Here is a 16,713-nt window from a genome sequence, read left to right as displayed (position 1 = left end):
TGATTTGATTCTATTGACAAGTCGAACCATTGTTAACGTCTGTCGGTCCGATAGCATCTATTGGAGTGACCAAGCGCAGGAATCGATGTCGCCGACAAACCTGGAAGAATGTCGTCGCCGCAGCGCGCCGAGCCGCACATCGTTGGCGATGGCGTGTCCCGCGGCCCGCAAGTACCGGAGTGAAATGGGACGGCAGGATGTTATTTCCGCATCATTGCCGCTATTAATAGGCGAATTGGTAATACGAGGAGTGCGGTGGCTCCGACCCCCAGGCACCAGAGGATCAACATCCACTTCAGGTCGCTTAGGAAACCCGTACGCCGACTCGATGGTTCTCGCTTCATGGCTGCCTTTCCCCGCTCTAATTCCGTTACGCTCGACCGCGACCATCGAAGCTCATTCGACTCCGATAATTACGCTGGAGGCCTTGAAGATTGCGGTCGCAGGCTTTCCAACGGCGAGACCAAGTCGATCCACGCTTTCGTTGGTTATGATTGAAACGATTTTTGCGCCTTCTGGCACGCTGATCTCAACCTCTGCATTCACGGGGCCTTTGACAACCGCCGAAACCGTTCCTGCAATGCAGTTCCTCGCAGATATCTTGTGGCTGTCGAAGTCGACCAGCACGAGCACCGACGACGCCTTGACGAGAGCGAATGCGGTCGAATTCCGCTGGAGTCCCAACGAGGTGGCGCCGCCTTGCGTAATGATGGCCACGATATCCAGGCCGTCGTCTGTACGGAGGATGACCTCATCATTGACGGCTCCCGACTTCACGCCGGCGATATGGCCTGCGAAATGATTACGAGCGCTGGTACGCATACTTCTCTCCGGATCGGGTTTGAAGGTCCATCGCAAGTCAGGCTGCTGTTCACACGCCTTTCTTTGCGGTGACGTCCGTTGCAAGGCGAACTCCGGTGAAAGTGAAATCGCGGATGCCATTCGAGCGGACTTCATTGCGTATAGCATAGGCGGAAATTGAGAGGCTCAGACCGGCGCTGATCACAAAATTTGGTCTCGGTCCGCCCAATTGAAAGAGCTCGGTGGCTCGTCTGCTCTGTCGGCTTGGTATTTCGCGCTTCGCGCTTGCGCAGAACGCAGTGCGACTGTCTGCAAAATCGGCATCGGAGCGGTTTTTTCGTGCTAGTCTTTTTGGACAGCCAGCAACGGAGGCGACGATGGCCGATACCATAGAAGGCATCAGGGTCGTACATTTGGACGGACGCGAAGCGGTGAAATTCGGCATCAAGGTTGACAGCGTCCATCACTTTTGCGTTGTGAGCAAGGAAGTACTGCGCGAACTATCTCCGCCGGGTGGGCACAAATCCGATCTGGTGCAGGAGTTCGAGCAGCATCGTGAGCTGATATACGAGAAGGCCGCAGCCGCGATTCGAGGCGGCTTAAGGGGCGAGCCACTGCAGCTGAACGCTGAGGTCTTCGCGTCCTGACGCAACTTGCGCTATCGGCGCGACACACGTTGCGCAGTATCGCGACATGGCTGCACAGCGGCTGTTGGCGTGTCGCCCGTGCTCTACATGTGTCCCAACTCCTTGCACGGGCACACTTAGCGGACAATCTGGCCGATTGCTATGGAGACCTTCGCGTCGCGTCCGGAATACATCCGCGGTGGAGCACTTTGTTCTGATCCGCGCCGATGGCAAAAAAATACCCGCCGGGAGGAGGGGCCAGGCGGGCCGGAGATCGAACGAGGGCTGTGACTGGCCGAGGTAGCCGAGACACCCCCCGATGTTGGACAAAAGTAGACCGAAGGTCAATCATCGCGTCCCGATTCATAATATCGGACTGTTCGATCGGTGCCGCGTTCGAGGGCCTGAAATCAGGGCTAATTTGGCTATTCGACCGCTGCGCTTTGCGGCGCAAGAGGATGCCTGTGGCGTGACAAGCCAGGAGATGCCAAGCCCCCAGCAGCCCCGGTGCACGGCTTAATCACGGTCACTTGTTTCGTGGTCGTCGTCGCCCGCGGACGGTAATTGGTTTTGCCCGAAACGTAGAATTATCACCCCGACCGCGAGCATAACGATGCCGCCGGTCGTCATCAGAATATGCGCAGAGTCACCGGTGCCGCCGCGGAGGATCAGGTCACGCGCGAGAGATGCCATTGCGATATAAAGCGGAAAGCGAACCGGTAGGCGACCCAGGCGCAAGTACCGTACCGTCATCTCAAGCACTTCGAGGTATAGGAACATCAACAGCAGATCAGTCAATAGGACCTGGCCGATCAGGAAAACTTTCAAGGCCTCCTGCAGCATCGCGAATGCGGTGGCAAGACCTATAACGACAAGCCCACCGACCTCGACCGCGTAAAGAAACTGGACGAAACGGCGACGAAAGGGACCAGCCGTATGGTCTGCCAGGTGGGGTGAATTCACGGAATAGATTGAAGCCGCAAGCTAAGCAATTATTTGACCACCAAATCCCGCAGTTGAGATGAGTGATGCGCCCGACATTGCGTACATTCTCTGTATGACCGGGATGCGCATCAATAGGGGAGAAGACGATAGTAAATATTGGAGACCGATGTGTATCTCAATGCTTGAATTCCCTATCGAACGCTATCCGCGTGACTATAATCAACTAACCCATCTTCACGTCGGGATCCGTTTCCCAGGTCAGTCTCTTAATCGGACTTTGTGATATGAATGATCCTGACGTCGATTCCTCTTGCCCTGGTTTCCGGTGCGGAATGATTGCTATCGTCGGGCGCCCCAACGTCGGCAAGTCCACTTTGCTGAACGCTCTCGTCGGACAGAAAATAAGCATCACGTCGCGCAAGGCGCAGACAACTCGCCATAGAATCACCGGAATCAATACGACCAAAGACGCACAATTTATCTTTGTCGACACGCCGGGTTTCCAGACCCACCATAGCACCGCGCTGAACCGTTCGCTAAATCGTACGGTCACGTCGACGCTGACGTCAGTCGACGTGATTCTCTTCGTTATAGAGGCCGGTCACTTTGGGCCAGACGATCAGAAAGTGCTCGACCTGATTCCACGCGGCATGCCGACGCTTCTAATCGCGAACAAGCTTGACCGCATCACAGATAAGGCGACGCTGTTCCCGTTCATGCAGCAAGTGAGCCACTTGCGCGAATTCGTCGAGATGGTGCCGCTGTCCGCGACGAATCAGGAAGACGTTGAGCGTTTGCTGCAGACGATCAAGCCATACCTGTCGGAACGCGAATCGATCTATGGCGAAGATGACCTGACCGACCGCAGTTCCCGTTTCCTCGCTGCCGAGATTCTGCGCGAAAAAGTATTTCGCTGGACAGGTGACGAACTCCCTTACACGAGTACGGTCGTGATCGAAAAGTTCGAGGAGGAGGGGCGCCTCAAGCGCATCTTCGCAACGATTCTCGTCGAGCGCGACTCGCAAAAGGCGATGATGATTGGCAAGAATGGGGCGAAGCTCAAACGGATCAACACCGACGCGCGGGTAGACATGGAAAAGTTGTTCGACGGTCCCGTTTATCTCGAGACATTCGTCAAAGTCAAGAGCGGCTGGGCCGACAACGAAGCGGGGCTTCGCGCCTACGGGTATGAATGACGACATCGGCTCGACGAGCAGCGTATCAGCCTGTCAGGCGGGCCCGCAGCAACTTGCATATGGCGTAAGCGCCGCTTTGAAAAGCACGATCTTCGTCAACTCCTACATTTTCGAGGACTGGTCATGTCTACCCTGATCGCGATTACCTATCAAGACTTAGCCGCAGCGGAAGGCGCGTTGAAAGAGCTACGGACACTTCAAGGTGAATACCTTTTGCAACTGAAAGATGCGGTCATTGTTGAGCGCACGGCCGACGGCAGAGTGACACTTCATCAGACGTTCGATCCGACGGCTGCGGGTGCGTTGAGAGGGGCGTTCTGGGGCTGCCTGATTGGCTGGCTATTTCTGAATCCGTTGCTAGGTGCGGCAGTTGGATCGGCGTCTGGCGCATTGGCAGGCAAATTGAGTGAATACGGTGTCGGTGACACCTTCGTAAAGTCGTTGACGCAAAAAATTCAACCAGGCGCCGCCGCGGTATTCGCGCTGCTCAAAGAAGTGACGCTGGACAAAGTGGAAGCCGATCTGGCGAAACTGGGAGGCACTGTGCTGTATACCAATCTTTCACTTGACGATGAATTGAAGCTGGTCGAGGCGTTATCGAAGGCTAAGAATTCGACAGATAGTGACAACCCCGACGTCGCGAGCAGTGTAAAGCAGTGAGGACTTATTTGCCGGGATTTGGGAACAATGTCTGAAGACTCACAACAATCATCTGCATGGCGATTGCGGAGAGAATCATTCCCATCAGCCGCCTCGTGATCGCCGTCGCTGTGGAGCAACGGAGACTATTTAGATCGCTCCCCGGCCCCGGCGTAGTTGAGGCAACTCCTTCAAGGCACTGCGTCACTTCCCTGCAACACTCAGGTCAGGCGAAGTAACTCGCCGTATTTTTGGCGGCTACCGAGCCAAGAGCTGCCTCAGAGCTAGCCGTTTCATATGTATTCCTCGCTAGTGCGTATGCCTTTGCTGAATCGCGTTGAAGTTCTGCGGCCTGTGCCATGTCAGTCATATTCATGCTCATCTCCTTCCTCAATATTTGCCGTGCCGATATGGAATGCCTTTCGCCTATCTTTCGAAGGACTGGCGCGCAGCCGATAGCTCGAATCGGAGATATCGACATGGCAGTGCGTGCGCCGAGGCGCTATGTTTTATACGTGCAATGGTTTGCAAATGGGAGCTGGGAAATGACGCAAAAATTGATTGTCGCGACCTTTAAGGATTTGGACGTCGCACAGAGGGCCGCAAGGGATTTCAGAAATTTCGAAATAGATGATGGCGGTTTTAAGATCGAGAGCGGCGTGATGGTTCAGAAAGACGTCGCGGGCAAATTAACGGTGATCGAAAAGTACACCCAGCCTTTTTGGGGCACGGTGATTGGCGCTGTAACAGGGGGATTGGTAGGCCTGCTAGGCGGACCGGTTGGCGTGATCGCGGGGCTCACTGTCGGCGCAGGCGCGGGGCTTGCCGGGCACGCGGTCGAGGGTATTCTCGACAGCAAACTGACAAAATCCATTTCCGATGAACTCCTGCCGGGCAGCGTCGCATTGATCCTCGAAGTAAAAGAGCCGCCGCTGTTCGAGGTCGAGAATGTCGTGCTCGGCTACGGTGGCAAGCTGTTCCACCAGTCGCTTCCATGGTGACGCGCGTGTTCCGTCGGTGAAGAATCCGATTTTGATGTGCGTTGAGATCTCAATGAAACGTCAGGCAGGAACGGTTTTTGATTTCCTCTCCCGATTTCGCATGGACGGAAAAATGCTACGTCATAAAGAATCACGATCTGATAACAGAGCTTCCTCCGCGCTCAACAGCACCCCGCAGACGGGTGGACCTCAGGCTCCTTCAGCCGATTGTTCTCTCGACGAGGCGCTCGAAGAGACATTCCCGGCAAGTGATCCGATTGCGGTGGGTGGGGTGAGCCGGATTGAAACCACCGATGATTCCGACCTTAAACACGACTGACGGTTACGAGCCATACATTCGGTGCGCAGACTTGACAGACGTGCACCGATGGCCTTTGATGAATGGTCAGCCAGTGTTGCGCTGATCGAACAGGCATGGAGCCGGCCCGTGACTTTCACTCGCCATACAATCATGTGGGAAGCCGCCGTCGACGCGATTGAGCGCGCAGAGCGGCTGCACAGGCAATTCTTCCGGCTGGCGGGTCAGCATGCCCGCGTACCCATCTGGGAACCGCCCATTGAGGTGTTCGAACAGGATGGACGGCTCGTGATCGTGGTGGCGTTGCCGGGCGTGCCTCCCGACGTGATCGATCTGAATCTCGATGGCGGTACGCTGATTGTCGAGGCCGAAAGAAAGTTGCCTCGCGCCTTCGCTGCGGGCAAGGTCCATTGCCTGGAAATTCCCTATGGCCGTTTCGAGCGGCGCATCCAGCTTCCAACCGGTCGCTATCGGCTGGCGCAGCGCGACGCTGACCACGGATGCCTGGTGCTGAGCTTCGAAAGGCTGGATTGAGTCCGGCAAGCGCCGGCAAATCGAGGAACGAGGATGAGCGCGGACAGCGAAAACGAGACTTCCGAGTCCAGCCCGGCGAGCGAGGCAACTGCTTCGACATCTGCATTGCCCAATGAGACCCTGATTCTGCTGCCGGTGCGCAATGCCGTGCTGTTTCCAGGTATGGTGCTGCCGTTTACCGCGGGACGTGGCCAGGCCAAGGAGGACGTGCAGGCCGCCGTCAAACGCCAGCAGCCGTTGGGCGTTGTGTTGCAACGCGATCCGCGGGTACAGGACCCGACATTCGATGGCCTGAACACGATTGGCACCGTGGCGAACGTGGTGCGCTACGTCACTAGTCCAGAAGACGGTGCGCATCACCTGATCTGTCAGGGTGTCGAGCGCTTTCGCCTGATTGCGCCGGTCGAAGGTCTCGGCTTTCGGGCAGCGCGAGTTGAGTTCCTGCCCGAGACTACCGCGAGGGACTCCGCCGTCGACGCACGTGCGCTTGTTTTAAGGCAGCGCGCGGGGGAAATGATCGGACTACTGCCCAACGCGGGTGGGGAACTCGTAAGGGCGCTGGATGCCATCGAGCTGCCTGGCCTGCTCGCCGACACCATCGCCGGTTTGCTCGACATCCCGCCGGAGCGCAAGCAGGAGATTCTGGAAACGCTCGACGTCTGCAAGCGGCTCGACAAAGTGTTGGATGCCGTTGCGGGACGCATCGAAGTGCTTCGTCTGTCGCAGGAAATCGGCGAGCAGACGCGCGGCCGGATCGACCAGCGTCAACGTGAAATGATGCTGCGCGAGCAACTCAGGACCATCCAGAACGAACTTGGCGAGAACATCGAAAGCCGCGAGGAAGTCCGCAAGCTGACGGAGGCAATTGAAGCCGCTCACATGCCACCGGAAGTCGAGTCTCATGCGCGCAAAGAACTCGGCCGGCTGGAGCGGATGCCGGAGGCGTCCTCGGAGTATTCCATAAGCGTGAGCTACCTTGAATGGCTGACCGAACTCCCTTGGCCGCTTCCCGCAGAAGCGCCGATCGATATCGCTCGTGCGCGTCAGATACTCGACGAAGCGCACTTCGGTCTGGATAAGGTGAAGCGCCGCATCCTCGAATATCTCGGTGTCAGAAAGCTCAATCCACGCGGCAAGGCGCCCATTCTTTGCTTTCTCGGACCGCCGGGAGTCGGCAAAACATCGCTGGGCCAGAGCATCGCACGCGCGCTGGAGCGGCCGTTTGTGCGCGTTAGCCTGGGTGGCGTGCATGACGAAGCCGAAATACGTGGCCATCGGCGTACGTATATCGGCGCGATGCCGGGCAACATCATCCAGGCGATCCGCAAAGCGGGCGCGCGCAACTGCGTGATGCTGCTCGACGAACTCGACAAACTCGGGCAGGGCGTGCACGGCGACCCGGCCGCGGCGATGCTCGAAGTTCTGGACCCCGAGCAGAACGCGTCTTTCCGGGACAATTACCTGGGCGTGCCGTTCGACCTGTCCGCAATCGTGTTCGTGGCCACTGCCAACCAGATCGAAGGTATTGCGGGTCCCTTGCGCGATCGCATGGAAATTCTGGATCTGCCCGGCTACACCGAGACCGAGAAATTCCAGATCGCCCAGCGCTTTCTGGTTCCACGTCAACTGGAGGCGTGCGGCCTGACTGCCGAACAATGTGAACTTCCCGATGAAGCGCTGAGGGTCATCATCCGCGACTATACGCGCGAAGCCGGCGTGCGAAGCCTGGAGCGGCAGATCGGCGCGGTCTTTCGCTATGTCGCGTTGCGCGTGGCCGAAGACCCGTCTACGCATGAACGGATCGAGCCCGATCGCCTGTCGTCGATTCTGGGGCACCGTCGCTTCGAAATGGAGGTGGCGATGCGTACGAGCTTGCCGGGCGTAGTGACTGGACTCGCGTGGACGCCGGTTGGCGGAGATCTGCTTTTCATCGAAGCGAGCAGCACGCCGGGCGGTGGCAGGCTCGTGCTGACGGGCCAGTTAGGCGACGTGATGAAGGAAAGTGTCCAGGCCGCTTTGACGCTGGTGAAGTCGCGCTGCGAGTCACTGCATATCGACTGCTCGAACTTCGACAAGCGCGACATTCACGTTCATGTGCCGGCGGGTGCGGTCCCCAAGGACGGCCCCAGCGCCGGCGTCGCCATGTTCATCGCGATTGCATCGCTTCTAATGGGGCGAGCGGTGCGCAGCGACTGCGCCGTGACCGGCGAAATCAGCCTGCGGGGCATTGTCTTGCCGGTAGGCGGCATCAAGGAAAAAGTGCTTGCCGCTTTGCGTGGCGGCATCAAAACAGTCTTGCTGCCCGCGCGCAATGCTCCCGACCTCGAGGACATTCCTGTCGACGCACGCACCCAGATGCGATTCGTGCTGTTGGAGACCGTGGACGACGCAGTGCGCGAAATTCTCGAGAACGAATCGGTGAAGGTTAATCGGAACGTCGATACATAATTCCGCAAAAGAGGGCGGCGCCCAGGCGGGACCGTTTTGCGTGGGAGTGTTACTCGATCGGATTAGCGGTATCGCCGGCGAGTAGCAATTGAGGAAGTTGCGAGAATGACCATTCATCCATCGCGCGATCGAGTATCCATACCATGTCGAACCGATCTTCCGGCCACGACGAAGGAACGCTTGGAGCACCAGGTACGAGTCCGATTAACGACGGTAGTACTTTGTGCTCCCATGCAATCAGCACGATGCCGGATTGAGCCAACACGTCGTTCATTAGCGCTGGCCCGTCGTCCTTCAAGTGCGTGGTGACGTAGTTCACCTGAGATGTTGCCTGTAGCTGAAGCAGGGCAACCAGCGGGGTAACTGTCTGCATGGCTCGTTTGCTTTTGCTGGACGGACCGGTCCCTGGCGCGTACACGGTGGCCGGCTTCAGTCGCGTGGCGTGCGTTTCCTCGATCGGACAAAAGAATCGTGCCAACGCCCCGGCCCGCTGCCAGCCGCGAACGCTGAGACTTTCAGCGTCGGCCTTTCCGTCCGTTTCAATGCCGATACCTTCGTTGGGGCCTGGTTTCTCAGCGTGCCGAATAAACATGATTCGATGGGGTGACATGTGGCCTCCGCGATGGGGTTGAAGACTGGGTGCGACGCTGTACCGTATCTTCCATGCTGCCAGCCGCGACCTCGTGAAGCAAAGGCTTCCAGTCGTGGCGCGGGTTGTCGTCGACAAGTGTGATCTGAACCCAACGCTGTCTGTCGTTCGCGCCGAGTTTATTGCCTGATTGGATTGTAAGTTCAAGGCTCCCCAGATTTTCAAATAGTTTCGAGAAGGGGCCGATAAACGCACGTTAGCTCGATTCCGATACTAAGAATCGGAGCGATAGAGCTTCAGGATCGGGATCTTCATTGATAATGGGAAAAGACTTACACAAGACGGAACGTGCAGTCACCGTCAGTTCATTCTCACCCCACAACAGGAGAAATCTTGAGTCCGATATCTTCGCCGATCTCCGCCGCCCAACGCGCGCTCGACACGGAGCCGCAATCTATCGACGCTCCGTTGTCGGCGGCAGCCGCGTTCCTGGTCCTCACCGTGAAAGACGACGACGCGTCGATCGCAGCCGCGCGCTCCGTGGTGGCAAGCACCGATGACCTCGTCAAGGATGTCAGGATCCGAACTGACGGCGGCGTGTTCACCTGCAACGTCGGGATTTCGCATCGTGCCTGGGGACCGCTTACCGGGAAACCTGCACCCAGTGAGCTCGCGCCGTTCAAGGAGGTGCGAGGTGCCACCCATACTGCGGTGTCCACAGCGGGCGACTTGCTGTACCACATCCGTGCTGAGTCCATGGGTGTGATCATCGAGTTCGAGAGGATTCTCCTCGAGGCCTTTGGGAACTCCGTCACCGCAGTCGACGACGTCGCCGGGTTCCGTTACTTCGATGGACGCGATCTCCTCGAGTTCGTTGACGGCACTGCGAATCCCGATGGCCTGGACCTGCCTGCCGCCACCATCGTTGGCGACGAGGATCCAGAATATGCTGGCGGCAGCTATGTCGTGATTCAGAAGTATCTGCACGACATGGCAGCCTGGCGCTCGCAGAGTGTGGAGACGCAGGAGGCAATCATCGGCCGTACCAAGTTCAGCAACAGCGAGTTGCCGGACGCGACGCAGGGCCAGAAATCCCACAAGACGCTTTGCACAATCGAGGACGCGGACGGCGAGCACGACATCCTGCGTGACAACATGCCATTCGCCGTCCCCGGTCGCGGCGAATACGGCACCTACTTTATCGGCTATTCCCGGCACCTGTGGGTGATCGACAAGATGCTGGAACGTATGTTCATAGGTGATCCGCCGCCGCTTCATGACCGCATTCTTGACTTCTCCAAGGCTGTCACGGGTGTCACGTTCTTTGCTCCGGCCCGCAAGTTTCTGAGCAACCTGGCTGACTGAGGGGACGCCGTGGTCGTAGCTCGAGCAATGCTGTGCCGCCTCAGCGGCGAAGGGCCGCTGGCCGGTCCGCACATACCGTCGCGGCTCGAAAGTGCCGAAACGCCGCCTCTGCGCTTCATCGTCTTCACGAAGCTCTCGTCCATGCCGCTTTTTTTTGACTGTACACAGGCGGCGTGAGCGGTTCGCTCAGACGACCCACGAAGATGCAGAGCACAACAGCGGCGGCGTAAGGGACTGCCAAAAAAGGGCCCCGTATGCGCAATGCTAAGTCCGCGGCTGGCCTGAAGATAGCTGGGCAACCAGGTCAAAAAAAGGTATTGGGTATAGACGTTGCAGCCTTGGGTGATCGCGAGACCCCACAAAGTCGGAGTGCGCATGAGCGAAAGCAGCCCACTCGACTGGGTGTTCACGGACGCCGCCTCGACTGATCCCGTTTCCCGCTCACGGATGATCTTTTCGCGCTTGTCCGTTTTCAGCCATTTTGCTTTCCCGGGTGCGTTAAAAAAGATAAGCCTGGCGGCCAGCCAGACAAAGCCGATGCCGCCTGTGATGACAAACGAAATGCGCCATATGCACGAGAGCATTTGCCACAATAACGAGAAGCGCAACGAATTCCGCACGCTCAGTGGCTGTGCCGCTCCCCAGCGACAACGGGTGCCTGTTTCGATTGCCGGCTGAGCAACAACGTGACAACGGCGGACACTGCCAATGTCGCGCCGACAACGTACAAACCCGCCGAGTAGCCACCGGTCACGTTCTTCAGCCAGCCAATCGCAAACGGCCCAACGAAGCCCCCTAAATTCCCGACCGAATTGATCATCGCGATCCCCGCAGCCGCGCCGGCGCCTGACAGGAACATGCTGGGCATTGCCCACAATGGTGCCTTGGCCGCACTGACGCCGATGTTCACGACTACGAGCGCCAGGATGACCATCAGCGCAGTCGTCGCGTTGCCGGCAAAGACGAATCCGAGGCATGCCACGACACATGGAATGACAACGTGCCACGTACGCTCTTCGGTACGGTCTGAATGCCTGGCCCAGACGATCATGGCGATGACCGCGAGGACGCTCGGCACACCCGCCAGCAGACCTGTCTCGAACGACCCGAAGCCGTACTGGCGAATGATCAACGGCGCCCAGAGGCCAAGCGTGTAAAGCCCAGCCGACGTGCCGAAGTAAATCAAGGCGAGTGCCAGCACTCGCGGATCGCGCAAAGCGCTGAGCACCCCGGTCGCGTGACCCGCATGCGATTGTTTGGCGTCCGCTTCAGACCTCATCTTCGCGACCAGCCAGTCACGCTCTTCCGGTTGAAGCCATTCTGCTTTGGAGGGCGAGTCCGTCAAGTACTTCAGCACGAAGAAACCGAGAATGATCGCAGGCACGGCTTCGATGATGTAAAGCATCTGCCAGTCGGCAAGTCCCGCGACGGGTGGCAGTTTCATGATCGCGCCCGAGAGCGGCGAGCCGATCGCGGTCGAGATGGGTGCTGCCGCCATGAACCAGGCCGCGGCGACCGCGCGTTGGCGGGAAGGGAACCACAAGCTGAGGTACAGGATGATGCCCGGAAAGAACCCCGCCTCGGCGACACCCAGGATAAAGCGCAGCGCATAGAAACTGGTCGGGCCGACGACGAATGCCGACGCGAACGATACGATCCCCCATGACACCATGACACGTGCAATCCACCGGCGGGCGCCCACCTTGTGAAGAATCAGGTTCGACGGCACTTCAAAGAGAAAGTAGCCAATGAAGAACAACCCGCCGCCGAGACCAAACGCCGTTGGCGAAAGACCGATTGCCTTGTTCATCGTTAACGCAGCGAAGCCTACGTTGACCCGGTCGAGAAAACTCACGAAATAAAGCAGCATCACGAACGGGATGATGCGCAGCATGAGCTTGCGGGAAACCCGGCTTTCGAGTTCGGAAATCATTGTCTCCTCCTTGGAGGGTCGAGCAGTGCTCTGTGCAGAAACGGAGTGTGGAGGCGGTGCGTGCCGTAGCCGTCGAGCGCGGCTGCCGTTTTCGGCACGTCTGCCGTTTAAACGTATTGGGAAACCGTCAAAGCAATCTGATGTGGATGCGATCGTCGAAGCAGCCGATGCCGTCATGGTCGCGCGTGGGGATCGCGGCATCCCGTTTGGCACACTCAGCCGCTGGTGGCGCTTACGCTGCGTTAGCCGCGGGCGCGGCAGCTTTCTCGATAAACGCGCAGACGGCGGCCGTGACTTGTGCGGTCGTTGCCGTGCCGGCGAGATCGCGGGTGTGCAGCGACTTGTCCGCGGTGACGGCCTCGACGGCCTGCATGACGCGCTTCGCAGCATCGAATTCGCCGAGGTGTTCAAGCAGCATGACGACCGACCAGAAGGTACCGACCGGATTGGCAAGACCTTTGCCCATGATGTCGAACGCAGAACCGTGGATCGGCTCGAACATCGACGGAAACCGGCGTTCAGGATCGATGTTGCCGGTCGGGGCAATGCCCAGGCTGCCTGCGAGTGCGGCTGCGAGATCGCTGAGAATGTCCGCGTGCAGATTGGTGGCGACGATTGTGTCAAGCGTCGCGGGACGATTGATCATGCGCGCGGTCGAGGCGTCGACCAGTTCCTTGTCCCATTTGACGTCGGGAAATTCCTTCGAAATCTCGAGCGCGATTTCATCCCACATCACCATTGCGTGACGCTGCGCATTGCTTTTCGTGATCACGGTCAGGAGCTTGCGCGGACGGGATTGTGCGAGACGGAACGCGAAACGCATGATCCGTTCAACACCCGCGCGGGTCAGAATCGACACGTCTGTTGCGGCTTCGATCGGATGCCCCTGATGAACACGGCCACCCACTCCGGAATATTCGCCTTCCGAGTTTTCACGGACGATGACCCAGTTCAGGTCTTCCGGCTTGCAGTGCTTCAGTGGTCCGTCGATACCCGGAAGGATGCGGGTCGGTCGCACGTTTGCATACTGGTCGAAGCCCTGGCAGATCTTCAGGCGCAGGCCCCACAGCGTGATGTGATCCGGAATGTCCGGGTCGCCGGCCGAGCCGAACAGGATGGCGTCCTTGTTGCGGATCACGTCGAGTCCGTCGGCAGGCATCATGACGCCGTGCTCACGGTAGTAGTCGCCGCCCCAGTCGAAGTTTTCAAATTCGAATGCGAACGAATCGGTGGTCCGGGCGAGCGCTTCCAGCACCTGCGCGCCGGCCGGGACAACTTCCTTGCCGATGCCATCACCGGGAATCGTCGCAATGCGATAGGTTTTCATGTCTCCGTCCTTCAAGTGTTGTGAGGTTGTGGGTATGCGTGAACTTTACTCAACTAAAAACTCTAAAACCGGTGCTAGACTCAAAACATCTTTAACTTTCATTCACAAGTGAAAGCCATGCGAGACATCGTCCTGCCGTCCGATCTGAGCTTTTTCTCTACACTAGCCGCGTCCGGCAGTTTGAGTGCGGCGGCGCGGGAATTGGGTTTGACTGCGGCGGCCGTCAGCAAGCACCTGACGCAGATGGAAAGCCGGGCGGGTGTCGGCCTGATCAACCGTACGACACGTCGGATGATGCTCACGCCGGAGGGCGAGTTGTACCTCGAGCGTGCGCGCAGGATTCTCGACGAGATCGACGAACTGGCGGAATTGTTGGGCACGGCGAAGAAGAGTCCGAAGGGATTGCTGCGAGTGAATGCGACGCTTGGGTTCGGGAGAAGCCATATCGCGCCCGCGATTTCGCGCTTCGTCGCGAAGTATCCGCAAGTCTCGGTTCAGCTTCAATTGTCCGTCACGCCTCCGCCATTGACGGACGACACCTTCGACGTCTGTATCCGGTTCGGCGAGCCGCCGGACACGCGGGTAGTCGCGCGACGTCTGGCGGCCAACCGAAGGTTACTGTGTGCCGCACCCGCATACATCGCGTCACGCGGCATGCCGATGACCGCGCACGAGCTTACGCGGCACAATTGCATCGGCATTCGTCAGGGAGATGAGGCGTACGGTGTGTGGCGCCTCACTTCGGGCAGAGGCGCATCGCGCAAAACGGAAGCCGTGCGGATCAACGGAACTCTGACCACGAACGATGGCGAGATCGCGGTGAAGTGGGCTCTGGAAGGACACGGCATCCTGATGCGGGCCGAGTGGGATATCAAACAATATCTGGCTGACGGCTCACTCGTTGTCGTGCTGCCCGATCATGACACGCCGAACGCCGATATCTTCGCGGTGTACTCGCAGCGACATCAGATGTCGAACCGCATTCGCGCGTTCGTCGACTTCATCGCGCAGGATCTTCGAAACGAGCAAGCCTGAACCGTTGTGAAATTGAGTTATCGGAATCGGACGTTCGGCTGCGGTCTTATACCAGTCGTGGGCAGGGCCAGAAGCGTGTTCCCGTCATCCTGGGCCTACGAGATACTGGTCATCCGTGACCGGTTCCATCCACTCGACGTTCTTACCGTCCAGTGCTTCCTGAATCGCAATGTGGGTCATGGAGGTTGTGGGCGACGCGCCGTGCCAATGTTTATGGCCGGGAGGACACCAGATGACATCGCCTGCGCAAATTTCGACGATGGCCTCGCCTTCGCATTGGGTCCAGCCGCAACCCGCAGTCACCAGCAGAGTCTGACCGAGCGGATGCGTGTGCCAGTTCGAGCGTGCACCTGGCTCGAAGGTCACGCTCGCGCACGATACGCGAGCGGGCGGAGGTGGTGCATTGAGCGGGTCGATACGCACGGTGCCGGTAAACCAGTCGCCTGGACCTTTCATCGACGGCTGCGAACCGGGTTTCTTCAGATGCATGGGTTCCTCATTCGGTTAATCGTTAGTGGGAAAGAGCTCCTTGAGCTTCGTTACCGCTGACATCGCACTCGGCCATCCGGCGTAGAAGGCCAGATGCGTAGTCATCTCGACGAGTTCGTCGTGAGTCACTCCATTCTGAATTGCAAGCGGCATGTGGAAGTTCATCTGCTCGACCTTGCATAGAGCGATGAGGGTCGCGCAAGTAATAAGGCTTCTGTCGCGCTTCGATAATTGCGGCCGCTCCCAGATATCGCCAAAGAGAACGTCATCGCTGATTTCAGCGAGTTTCGGCGCGATGGCGCCAAATGCCTGCCGCGCCGCAGTAGGTTTGCTTGTCATATATTCTCTTCCCGGACATTGAAAGGACTTGCGATACCGGAGATTCTCGCTTTCAGCGTGCGCCGTGACTAGCCGGTAGAATCGGCAAAGACTCATGAACCGGGCACATAAATGCTGCGCGAGAACGCAACCGACCTTTTGGCTTTCGTCGCTGTAGCGCGTGAAGGCAGTTTTACACGTGCTGCGGCCAGATTAGGCATGTCGCAAAGTGCGTTGAGCCACGCCATGCGTGCGCTGGAGGAGCGCATGGGGGTCAAACTGCTCAACCGCACCACCCGTAGCGTGGCGGCGACAGAAGCAGGCGAGCGCTTATTGAAGTCGATTGCTCCCCGCTTCGAGGAGATCGAAAACGAACTCGTCGCCACGGTCGAATCCCGGGACCGGCCCGTCGGCACAATTCGCATAACCGCCACTGACTACGCAATCGATACCGTCATCTGGCCACGCCTGTCGAAAATGCTGCCCGCGTATCCGGACATCAAAGTGGAACTCGTCGTCGACTATGGCCTCGCGGATATCGTCGCGGACCGCTTCGATATCGGGGTCCGGTGGGGAGATCAGGTGGCGAAAGACATGATTGCGGTTCGCATCGGCCCCGACGCACGCCTCGCCATCGTGGGCTCTCCGGAATATCTGGAAAAGCATCCCGCTCCAAAGCATCCCAAGGGTCTCGTGAATCACAACTGCATCCGGTTGCGTCTGCCGACATTCGGTGGAATCTACGCGTGGGAACTAACGAAGGGCTCACGCAAAATTCAGGTACGCGTAGATGGTCAGTTCACGTTCAACGGCGCATATCAGATGCTGAACGCGGCAATCGATGGCGTTGGACTGGCGTTTATTCCCGAAGACCTGGCCCAGCCACACGTAGCTGCTGGGCGCTTGCGCTGGGTATTGGCAGACTGGTATCCCACGTTCCCGGGCCTGCATATTTTCTATCCCAGCAGACGCGAATATTCGAAGGCGCTTTCGATCGTCGTAGAGGCGCTCAGATTGCAATAAATAGATTGTTTGAAATTAAAAGGGTTGCCGTTGGGGTAGAAAGCGATACGTTGGGCGAACTCGCAACCGGTGCCGCCCTTGACCGCGGCGGTGGCGCGCCGAAAATATCGCCGATGCGAAGCTCAGTCAATCGGCATCGAGACAAC

At 58.2% G+C, this 16,713-nt stretch carries 18 protein-coding genes; 11 read left to right on the top strand and 7 right to left on the bottom strand.

What is annotated here, in order from left to right; translation table 11 throughout:
* Positions 1 to 396: 396 nt before the first annotated feature.
* Positions 397 to 822, bottom strand: coding sequence for a molybdopterin-binding protein (locus B0G75_RS10915; protein WP_106304421.1), 426 nt, complete (start codon positions 820 to 822; stop codon positions 397 to 399).
* Between the two features lie 356 nt (positions 823 to 1,178).
* On the opposite strand from B0G75_RS10915, the gene B0G75_RS10910 reads away from it, so the two are divergent.
* Entirely contained in the window at positions 1,179 to 1,448 is a 270-nt protein-coding gene (locus tag B0G75_RS10910) for a DUF1488 family protein (RefSeq protein WP_106304418.1), read from the top strand.
* Positions 1,449 to 1,943: 495 nt separating this feature from the next.
* On the opposite strand, the gene B0G75_RS10905 is transcribed toward B0G75_RS10910, so the two are convergent.
* Positions 1,944 to 2,390, bottom strand: a complete 447-nt coding sequence (locus B0G75_RS10905) for a phosphate-starvation-inducible protein PsiE (protein WP_258194386.1) — start codon at positions 2,388 to 2,390, stop codon at positions 1,944 to 1,946.
* A 314-nt stretch (positions 2,391 to 2,704) separates the two neighbouring features.
* Here B0G75_RS10905 and era point away from each other — a divergent pair, with 314 nt between their 5' ends.
* The 6 genes from era (at position 2,705) to lon (ending at position 8,488) form a co-directional block, all read left to right on the top strand.
* Positions 2,705 to 3,568: a GTPase Era gene (era, locus tag B0G75_RS10900; RefSeq protein WP_106304412.1), complete on the top strand. Its 864-nt coding sequence runs from the start codon at positions 2,705 to 2,707 to the stop codon at positions 3,566 to 3,568.
* 123 nt (positions 3,569 to 3,691) lie between these two features.
* Positions 3,692 to 4,228, top strand: coding sequence for a DUF1269 domain-containing protein (locus tag B0G75_RS10895; protein WP_106304409.1), 537 nt, complete (start codon positions 3,692 to 3,694; stop codon positions 4,226 to 4,228).
* A 338-nt stretch (positions 4,229 to 4,566) separates the two neighbouring features.
* Positions 4,567 to 5,208 (top strand): DUF1269 domain-containing protein, encoded by a 642-nt coding sequence (locus B0G75_RS10885; protein WP_258194385.1) that lies wholly within the window; start codon positions 4,567 to 4,569, stop codon positions 5,206 to 5,208.
* 52 nt (positions 5,209 to 5,260) lie between these two features.
* Positions 5,261 to 5,527, top strand: coding sequence for a hypothetical protein (locus tag B0G75_RS10880; RefSeq protein ID WP_146142500.1), 267 nt, complete (start codon positions 5,261 to 5,263; stop codon positions 5,525 to 5,527).
* Between the two features lie 48 nt (positions 5,528 to 5,575).
* Positions 5,576 to 6,040, top strand: coding sequence for an Hsp20/alpha crystallin family protein (locus B0G75_RS10875; protein WP_258194384.1), 465 nt, complete (start codon positions 5,576 to 5,578; stop codon positions 6,038 to 6,040).
* Positions 6,041 to 6,073: 33 nt separating this feature from the next.
* Positions 6,074 to 8,488 (top strand): endopeptidase La, encoded by a 2,415-nt coding sequence (gene lon / locus B0G75_RS10870; protein ID WP_106304400.1) that lies wholly within the window; start codon positions 6,074 to 6,076, stop codon positions 8,486 to 8,488.
* Positions 8,489 to 8,537: 49 nt separating this feature from the next.
* On the opposite strand, the gene B0G75_RS10865 is transcribed toward lon, so the two are convergent.
* Positions 8,538 to 9,098 carry a phosphoglycerate mutase family protein gene (locus B0G75_RS10865; protein WP_106304397.1) on the bottom strand — a complete coding sequence of 187 codons (561 nt, stop codon included), beginning with the start codon at positions 9,096 to 9,098 and terminating at the stop codon, positions 8,538 to 8,540.
* Between the two features lie 372 nt (positions 9,099 to 9,470).
* Here B0G75_RS10865 and B0G75_RS10860 point away from each other — a divergent pair, with 372 nt between their 5' ends.
* Together B0G75_RS10860 and B0G75_RS41250 are read left to right on the top strand one after the other, a co-directional pair.
* Complete coding sequence (locus B0G75_RS10860) at positions 9,471 to 10,442, top strand: Dyp-type peroxidase (protein WP_106304394.1); 972 nt, start codon at positions 9,471 to 9,473, stop codon at positions 10,440 to 10,442.
* 375 nt (positions 10,443 to 10,817) lie between these two features.
* On the top strand, positions 10,818 to 11,120 hold the full coding sequence (locus tag B0G75_RS41250) for a hypothetical protein (protein ID WP_258194382.1): 303 nt from the start codon (positions 10,818 to 10,820) through the stop codon (positions 11,118 to 11,120).
* Here the strand turns inward: B0G75_RS41250 and B0G75_RS10855 are convergent.
* Both B0G75_RS10855 and B0G75_RS10850 read right to left on the bottom strand, forming a co-directional pair.
* Positions 11,065 to 12,375, bottom strand: a complete 1,311-nt coding sequence (locus B0G75_RS10855; RefSeq protein ID WP_106304391.1) for an MFS transporter — start codon at positions 12,373 to 12,375, stop codon at positions 11,065 to 11,067. The two genes, B0G75_RS41250 and B0G75_RS10855, sit on opposite strands and share 56 nt — an antisense overlap.
* Before the next feature lie 232 nt (positions 12,376 to 12,607).
* Positions 12,608 to 13,702 carry a tartrate dehydrogenase gene (locus tag B0G75_RS10850; RefSeq protein ID WP_106304388.1) on the bottom strand — a complete coding sequence of 365 codons (1,095 nt, stop codon included), beginning with the start codon at positions 13,700 to 13,702 and terminating at the stop codon, positions 12,608 to 12,610.
* A 117-nt stretch (positions 13,703 to 13,819) separates the two neighbouring features.
* Between B0G75_RS10850 and B0G75_RS10845 the strand changes: the two genes are divergently transcribed.
* A complete protein-coding gene (locus tag B0G75_RS10845) occupies positions 13,820 to 14,737 on the top strand; it encodes a LysR substrate-binding domain-containing protein (RefSeq protein WP_106304384.1) in 918 nt (305 codons plus the stop codon).
* An 84-nt stretch (positions 14,738 to 14,821) separates the two neighbouring features.
* Here the strand turns inward: B0G75_RS10845 and B0G75_RS10840 are convergent, their stop codons facing one another.
* The gene (locus B0G75_RS10840) at positions 14,822 to 15,226 is read right to left on the bottom strand and encodes a cupin domain-containing protein (protein ID WP_106304381.1); all 405 of its coding nucleotides are present in this window, start codon (positions 15,224 to 15,226) and stop codon (positions 14,822 to 14,824) included.
* 15 nt (positions 15,227 to 15,241) lie between these two features.
* Positions 15,242 to 15,565, bottom strand: coding sequence for a carboxymuconolactone decarboxylase family protein (locus tag B0G75_RS10835; RefSeq protein WP_106304378.1), 324 nt, complete (start codon positions 15,563 to 15,565; stop codon positions 15,242 to 15,244).
* Between the two features lie 111 nt (positions 15,566 to 15,676).
* On the opposite strand from B0G75_RS10835, the gene B0G75_RS10830 reads away from it, so the two are divergent.
* Positions 15,677 to 16,567, top strand: a complete 891-nt coding sequence (locus tag B0G75_RS10830; protein ID WP_106304376.1) for a LysR family transcriptional regulator — start codon at positions 15,677 to 15,679, stop codon at positions 16,565 to 16,567.
* Positions 16,568 to 16,713: the final 146 nt, after the last annotated feature.

Source organism: Paraburkholderia sp. BL18I3N2, from assembly GCF_003001875.1.
GTDB classification, from domain to species: domain Bacteria; phylum Pseudomonadota; class Gammaproteobacteria; order Burkholderiales; family Burkholderiaceae; genus Paraburkholderia; species Paraburkholderia phytofirmans.
The sequence above is the reverse complement of the archived record's forward strand: the minus strand, read 5'-3'. Positions and strand labels throughout refer to the sequence as shown.